Source organism: Kitasatospora sp. NPDC049258, from assembly GCF_040678895.1.
Taxonomy (GTDB): Bacteria; Actinomycetota; Actinomycetes; order Streptomycetales; family Streptomycetaceae; genus Kitasatospora.
In genome coordinates, this window is sequence record NZ_JBFAQT010000077.1 from 1 (window position 1) to 8,267 (window position 8,267).

The 8,267-nt window shown below is 73.5% G+C and carries 2 protein-coding genes; both read left to right on the top strand.

Annotated elements, in window-relative coordinates; translation table 11 throughout:
• The first annotated feature begins 22 nt into the window (after nucleotides 1-22).
• Nucleotides 23-4,696, top strand: coding sequence for an amino acid adenylation domain-containing protein (locus AB0K43_RS30865; RefSeq protein WP_363645633.1), 4,674 nt, complete (start codon nucleotides 23-25; stop codon nucleotides 4,694-4,696).
• Nucleotides 4,693-8,267: amino acid adenylation domain-containing protein (locus AB0K43_RS30870; protein ID WP_363645635.1), on the top strand; the 3,575-nt coding region annotated here is incomplete at its 3' end. The genes AB0K43_RS30865 and AB0K43_RS30870, both read left to right, overlap by 4 nt.

Here is an 8,267-nt window from a genome sequence, read left to right on the forward strand (position 1 = left end):
GCACGCGGGGTTGGCGGGTTCGGTGTTCGAGGGGCCGGTGCTGGTGGTCGAGGAGCTGGCCGAGGGCCTGGCCGCGTTGCCCGGCCACGACCTGGAGCCGGTCACCACCCCCGACAACGCCATCTACGTGATCTACACCTCCGGCTCCACCGGCCGGCCGAAGGGTGTGGCGCTGTCGCACCGGAGCGTGGTGGGACTGTTCGCAGCGACGCAGGGGCTGTTCGGGTTCTCCTCGGACGATGTGTGGTCGCTGTTCCACTCGTACGCGTTCGACTTCTCGGTCTGGGAGCTGTGGGGGGCGCTGCTGTTCGGCGGCCGGGTGGTGGTGGTGCCGTTCGACACCGCGCGTTCGCCGGAGGAGTTCCTCGATCTGCTGGTCACCGAGCGGGTGACCGTGCTGAACCAGACGCCGTCGGCGTTCCGCTCGCTGGTCGGCCTGGCCGGCGCCGGGGACCGGCGGATCGGTGAACTCGCCCTGCGGCATGTGGTGTTCGGCGGTGAGAAGCTGGAGCTGGGCGACCTCAAGCCGTGGACGGACCGGCTCGGGTTGGACGCGCCTGCGCTGATCAACATGTACGGCATCACCGAGACCACCGTCCATGTCACCCATCACCGCCTCACCGCGGCCGACCTGGCCCGGCCCGCGCTGAGCCCGGCCGGCGGGCCGCTGCCCGACCTCGGGGTGCATCTGCTGGACGCCCATGGGCGGTTGGTGCCGGTCGGGGTGGTCGGCGAGATCCACGTCAGCGGCCGCGGTGTCGCCCGCTGCTACCTGAACCGGCCGGAGCTGACCGCCGAGCGGTTCGTGCCGAACCCGTACGGCGCGCCGGGCTCCCGGCTCTACCGCTCCGGCGACCTGGCGCGGCGCCGGGCGGACGGCACGCTCGAATTCGTCGGCCGGGCGGACGACCAGGTGAAGATCCGCGGCTACCGGATCGAACTGGGCGAGATCCAGGCCGCGGTGGCGGCTCACCCCGGGGTCCGCGAGGCCGTGGTCGTGGTCCGCGAGGACAGCCCGGGTCAGAAGGAGCTGGTGGCCTACTGGACCGCCGAGCCCGGCCGGCCCACCAGCGGGGCGGAGCTGCACGCGCTGCTCGGCACCACCCTCGCCCCGTACATGGTGCCCGCGGCCTTCGTCGAACTGCCCGCCATCCCGCTGACCTCGACCTCCAAGCTGGACCGGCGCGCGCTGCCGGCGCCGGAGCGGACCGCCATGGCCGCCGCCCGGGAACTGGTGGCGCCCCGCACCGCGACCGAGGCACGGCTGGCGGCGATCTGGGGCGAGGTGCTCGGCCGGGACGGGATCGGCGTCGAGGACGCCTTCTTCGACCTCGGCGGGGACTCGATCCGGGTGCTCGCGCTGATCGGCGCCCTGCGCGCGGCGGGCTTCCCGGTCACCGCCGGCGAGGTGTACCAGCACGCCACCGTCGCGGCGCTGGCCGCGCTGGTCGACTCCCGGAGCCCGGACGGGACAGGGCCGGTCGAGCCGGTCGAACCGTTCGCGCTGATCTCCGCCGCCGACCGGGCCGCGCTGCCCGCCGACGCCACCGACGCCTATCCGCTCGGGCAGCTCCAGCTCGGCATGCTGGTGGAGATGCTCGCCGACCGCGAGCGCGCCCGGTACCACAACGTCACCTGCTTCCGGATCAACGACGACCGGCCGCTCGACACCGGGGCGCTGCGCGCCGCGGTCGCCCTGATGGCCGAGCGGCACGAGATCCTGCGCACCTCGGTGGACATCTCGCGGTACTCCGTCCCGCTCCAGATCGTCCACCGCAGCGCGGAGATCCCGTACCGCGACGAGGAGCTCTCCGAGCCGGACGAGGCCGGCGCCGAGGCGGCCGTCCGGGCCTTCATCGCCGCCGAGCGCGCGGCGCTGTTCGGCGCGGACGACCTTCCGCTGCTGCGGGTCTTCTCGCACACCGGCCGCGACGGCTGGTGGCTCACGCTGACCGAGTCGCACGTCATCCTGGAGGGCTGGAGCCACAACGCCCTGGTGATGGAGCTGATCGCCTGCTACCGGGCGCTCCGCGACGGCGAGCAGCCACCCGCCGCGGGCCGCACCGAGGTCCGGTACGCCGACTTCATCGCCGCCGAGCTGGCCGCGCTGGAATCGGCGGAGGACCGGGCCTACTGGCAGCGGATCGTCGCCGAGCACACCCCGGTCGCCCTCCCGGCGCACTGGGGGGAGGCACCCGGCACCCCGCGGGAGTCCTTCCAGACCTGGATCCTGCTGGACGACCTGGCCGAGGGCGTCGCAGCCGTCGCCACCGCCGCCCGGGCCTCGGTGAAGAGCGTCCTGCTGGCCGCGCACGTCAAGGTGATGAGCGGCTTCACGCCCGCCCGCCGGTTCTTCACCGGACTGGTCGGCCACGGCCGCCCCGAGGTCCCCGGCGCCGAGCACGTGTACGGCATGCACCTGAACACCGTCCCGTTCGCCGCCGAACGCGGCGCCGCCACCTGGCGCGAGCTGATCCGCCAGGTGCTCGACCGGGAGGCCGAGATCTGGCCGCACCGGCGCTACCCGCTGCCGGCCATCCAGCGCGGGAGCGGCCGCACCGGGCTCATCCAGATCTCCTTCAGCTACCTGGACTTCCACGCCACCGACGCCGCTGTCGACGGCGACCTCGGGATCGGCGAGACGCCCAACGAGATCGGCCTCAACGTGATCGCCTCCGGCCGGGGCATCGTGCTCTCCACCGACACCCACACCATCAGCCGGGCCAACGCCGAGCGGCTGGCCGACATGTACCGAGAGGTTCTGCGCGACATGGTCAACAACCTCGACGGAGACGCCCGCACCGGCACCGCCGCCGTCCAGCAGCCGCAGTCGCGGCAGCCCGGGCTGCCGACCGCCGGCCAGGAGCCGGCCGGCACCACCGTCGCCCTGTTCGAACGGCAGGCCGCCAGCACCCCGATCGCCACCGCGCTGGTCTCCGCCGAGGGCAAGCTCTCCTACGCCCGGCTGAACGCCCGGGCCAACCAGTTCGCGCACCGGCTGCTCGCCCTCGGCGTCCGCGCCGAGTCCCGGGTCGCCGTCCTGCTGGACCGCGGACCCGACCTGATCGCCGCCCTGCTCGGCGTCTGGAAGGCCGGCGGCGCCTACGTCCCGCTCGACCCGGCCTTCCCGACCGCCCGGCTGGAGCGGGTGATCCAGGAGTCGCACGCCGACGTGGTGGTCACCCACCCCGCGCTCGCCGGCCGGCTCACCGGCCTCGACCAGCGGAACTGGCTGCTGGTCGACCGCGACGCGCTGGCCGGGCAGCCCACCGCCGCTCCCGAGGTCCGGGTCGACCCCGACACCCTCGCGTACGTCATCTACACCTCCGGCACCACCGGCCGCCCCAAGGGGGTCGAGGTCACCCACCGCGGTCTCGCCAACTACCTGGCCTGGACGGTCGAGGAGTACGCCTCCCGGGGCACCGGCGGCGCCCCGGTCTTCTCCTCGGTCGCCTTCGACCTGGTGGTGCCCGCCATCTACACCCCGCTGCTCTCCGGGCAGACCGTGCACCTGCTGCCCGCCGACCTGGAGCCCGCCGACCTCGGCAAGCACCTGGCCGACGGCGGCCCGTACAGCTTCGTCAAGCTGACCCCCGCCCACCTGGAGGTGCTGCTCCAGCAGCTCTCCGGGGACGAACTCGCCGGGCTGGCCGGCCTGCTGAGCGTCGGCGGCGAGCTCTTCCCCGGCCGGCTGGTGAACGCCTGGCTGGACCTGGCCGGCGACACCGGGATCCGGTTCGTCAACGAGTACGGCCCGACCGAGGCGACCGTCGCCAACGCGGCCTTCGTCGCCACCGGCCCGCAGCCGGACTCCGTCCCGATCGGGCGGCCGATCACCGGCACCACGATGTACGTCCTGGACGCGGACCTGCGCCAGGTCCCGGCCGGTACGGCGGGCGAGATCCACGTCGGCGGCGTCGGCGTGGCCCGCGGCTACACCGACCTGCCCGACCTGACCGCCGAGCGCTTCCTGCCCGACCCGTACGGTCCGCCCGGATCCCGGATGTACCGTACCGGCGACATCGGCACCGTGCTGCCCGACGGCGACGTCGACTACCGCGGCCGCGCCGACACCCAGGTCAAGCTGCGCGGCTACCGGATCGAGCCCGGCGAGATCGAGGCCGTGCTCGGTGCCCACCCGGCCGTCGCCCGGTGCGCCGTCCTCGCCCGCGAGGACCGGCCCGGCGACGTCCGCCTGGTCGCGTACGTGGTCCCGGCGGGAGCGGTGCACACCTTCGACGCCGACGCGGTCCGTGCCCATCTGGCGGCCGAACTCCCGGACTACATGGTGCCCTCGGCGCTGGTGCCGCTGGACGGGTTCCCGCTCACCCCGAACGGCAAGCTCGACCGGGGCGCCCTGCCCGCCCCCGGCCCCGCCGGAAGCACCGCGGGCACCGGCCGGGCGCCGCGCACCCCGCTGGAGGAGACCCTCACCGGGCTGTTCAGCGAGCTGCTCGGGGTGGAGCAGGTCTCCATCGACGACAGCTTCATCGAGCTCGGCGGCCACTCCCTGCTGGTCATCCGGCTGATCGGCCGGATCCGTGCGCTGCTGGACGCCGAACTCGCCATCGACGCCTTCTTCGCCGCCCCCACCGTCGCGGCCCTCGCCGAGCGGCTCGCCGACGCCGCCCGGGCCGAGACCGGCCCGGCCCGGCCCAAGCTGCGCCGGATGGCCCGCCCGGAGGAGACCTCGTGATCCCGCTGTCGTTCGCCCAGCAGCGTCTCTGGTTCCTGAACCGACTCGAAGGCGCGGGTTCGACCTACAACATCCCGATCGGGCTGCGGCTGTCGGGTGTGGTGGATGTGGTGGCGCTGGGTTCGGCGCTGCGGGACGTGGTGGGGCGGCACGAGAGCCTGCGGACGGTGTTCCCCGAGGTCGAGGGGGTGCCGTTCCAGCGGGTGGTGCCGTTGGCGGAGGTGGGTGACCTGCTGACGGTGGTGGCGGGGCCGGAGGGTCTGGCGGAGGCCGCGGGCTGTTCGTTCGATGTGACGGTGGATCTGCCGTTGCGGGCGTGGCTGTTCGAGGAGGGGCCGGGGGAGTCGGTCCTGCTGGTGGTGTTGCACCACATCGCGGGTGACGGCTGGTCGCTGGCGCCGTTCGCCCGGGACCTGGGCACCGCCTATGCGGCCCGGGCCGCCGGCGGGGCACCGGAGTGGGAGGAACTCCCGGTCCAGTACGCGGACTACACGCTCTGGCAGCGGGAGCTGCTGGGCGAGGAGCACGACCCCGGGAGCCTGATCGCCCGGCAGCTGGACTTCTGGCGGGCGACGCTGGCCGACCTGCCGGCCGAACTGCCGCTCCCGGTCGACCGGATGCGGGCGGGCGCCCCCGACGGCGTCGGTGGGCTGGTCCAGTTCCGGCTGGACGACGCGGTGTTCGCCGGCATGGCTGCGCTGGCGCGGGAGTGCGGGGCGACGGTGTTCATGGTGGTGCAGGCGGCGGTGGCGGCGTTGCTGTCGCGGCTGGGCGCCGGTTCGGACATCCCGCTGGGCACACCGGTGGCGGGTCGGGCCGACCCGGCCTTGGACGAGCTGGTGGGGTTCTTCGTGAACACGCTGGTGTTGCGGACGGATGTGTCGGGGGATCCGTCGTTCCGTGAGTTGGTGGGTCGGGTGCGGGATGCGGATCTGGCGGCGTTCGCGCACCAGGACGTGCCGTTCGAGCGGCTGGTGGAGGTGCTCAACCCGGCGCGTTCGATGCACCGGCACCCGCTGTTCCAGGTGATGCTGACCTTCGACGACGGTGCGGTGGCGGGCGGCATCGAGCTGCCGGGCGTCCGGGTGGAGCCGGTGGCGGCGATCGGCGACCGGGCCAAGTTCGACCTGGCCTTCGGCTTCTCCGACCGGGCGGGAGCCGGCCTCGACGGCAGCGTGGAGTACGCGGCCGAACTCTTCGACCCGAGCACCGCGGAGGCGGTGGTCACCCGGTTCCAGCGCCTGCTGGCGGCCGTGGTGGCCGCTCCGGACGGCCCGCTGAGCGCGGTCGACCTGCTGGACGCGGCGGAGCTGGCCGTGGTGGACCGGCCGATCGCGGGTCTGCCGTCGGAGCCGTCGGCGGTGGGCTGCCTGCACCAGCTGTTCGAGCGCCGGGCGGCGCTGGCACCGGACGCGGTGGCGGTCTCCTTCGACGGCGCGTCGCTGTCCTACGGGGAGCTGAACGCGCGGGCGAACCGGCTGGCGCGGCACCTGCGCGCCGCGGGTGTGGGCCCGGAGTCGCTGGTCGGCGTCTGCCTGGAGCGCGGATTCGACCTGGTGGTGTCGCTGCTGGCGGTGGTCAAGGCCGGCGGGGCGTACGTGCCGTTGGATCCGGCCTACCCGGCGGAGCGGCTGGCCTTCATGGCCTCGGACGCGGCGCTGGCCGGTGTCGTGACGCAGTCGGCGTTCGCCGGGCTGGTGGCCTCGGTGTTCGAGGGGCCGGCGGTGGTGCTGGAGGAGGCCGCGGCGGAGATCGCCGGGCTGCCCGCGGCGGACCTCGGTGCAGCCGTGGTGCCGGAGCACACGGTGTACGTGATCTACACCTCGGGTTCGACCGGCCGGCCGAAGGGTGTGGCGCTGTCGCACGCCAGCGTGGTGGGTCTGTTCGCGGCGACGCAGGGGCTGTTCGGGTTCTCCTCGGACGATGTGTGGTCGCTGTTCCACTCGTACGCGTTCGACTTCTCGGTCTGGGAGTTGTGGGGGGCGCTGCTGTTCGGCGGCCGGGTGGTGGTGGTGCCGTTCGACACCGCGCGTTCGCCGGAGGAGTTCCTCGATCTGCTGGTCGCCGAGCGGGTGACGATGCTGAGCCAGACGCCGTCGGCGTTCCGCTCGCTGGTCGGGCTGGCCGGCGCCGGGGACCGGCGGATCGATGAACTCGCCCTGCGGCATGTGGTGTTCGGCGGTGAGAAGCTGGAGCCGGGCGACCTCAAGCCGTGGACGGATCGGCTCGGGTTGGACGCGCCGGCGCTGATCAACATGTACGGCATCACCGAGACGACGGTGCACACCACCTTCCACCGGCTCACCGGGGCCGACCTCGCGGCGCCGTCCGTCAGTCCGATCGGTGCGCCGCTGCCGGATCTGGGGGTGCATCTGCTGGACGCCCATGGGCGGTTGGTGCCGGTCGGGGTGGTCGGCGAGATCCATGTCAGCGGCCGCGGTGTCGCCCGCTGCTACCTGAACCGGCCGGAGCTGACCGCCGAGCGGTTCGTGCCGAACCCGTACGGCGCGCCGGGCTCCCGGCTCTACCGTTCGGGTGACCTGGCGCGGCGGTTGCCGGACGGCAGTCTGCAGTCGGTCGGTCGGGCGGACGACCAGGTGAAGATCCGTGGTTACCGGATCGAGCTGGGCGAGATCCAGGCCGCGGTGGCGGCCCATCCCGAGGTGCGCGAGGCCGTGGTGATCGTCCGCGAGGACACCCCCGGGGACCGCCGCCTGGTCGCGTACGTGGTGCCCGCGCCCGGACAGGCCGAACCGGCCACCGACGTGCTGCGCAAGCATGCGGCGCTGGCGCTGCCCGACTACATGGTGCCCTCGGCGTTCGTCCTGCTGGATGCGCTCCCGCTCACGGCGCACGGCAAGCTCGACCGGCGCAGCCTCCCGCAGCCGGCGCCCGAATGGGTCTCGGCGGGCCGGGAGCCGCGTACCAAGACCGAGCGGGCGCTCTGCGAGCTGTACGCCGAGGTGCTGGGCCTGGGCGGGGTCGGCGTCGAGGACGACTTCTTCGCCCTGGGCGGCCACTCGCTGCTGGTGACGAAGCTGGTCAGCCGTATCCGGGCCGAGTTCGGCGTCGAGCTGGCGATCAGGACGGTGTTCGAGGCGTCGGCCGTCGCCGCGCTCGCCGAGCGGATCGGCGCCGCAGAGGAGGCCCGCAGCGCGCTGCGGGGAGGGGAGCGTCCTGCCGTGGTGCCGTTGTCGTTCGCGCAGCAGCGGTTGTGGTTCCTGAACCGTTTCGAGGATGCGGGTTCGACGTACAACATTCCGATCGGGCTGCGGCTGTCGGGTGTGGTGGATGTGGTGGCGCTGGGCTCGGCGCTGCGGGATGTGGTGGGGCGGCACGAGAGTCTGCGGACGGTGTTCCCGGAGGTGGACGGTGTGCCGTTCCAGCGGGTGGTGCCGTTGGCGGAGGTGGGTGACCTGCTGACGGTGGTGGCCGGGTCGGGGGGTCTGGCGGAGGCCGCGGGCTGTTCGTTCGACGTGACGGTGGATCTGCCGTTGCGGGCGTGGCTGTTCGAGGAGGGGCCGGGGGAGTCGGTCCTGCTGGTGGTGTTGCACCACATCGCGGGTGACGG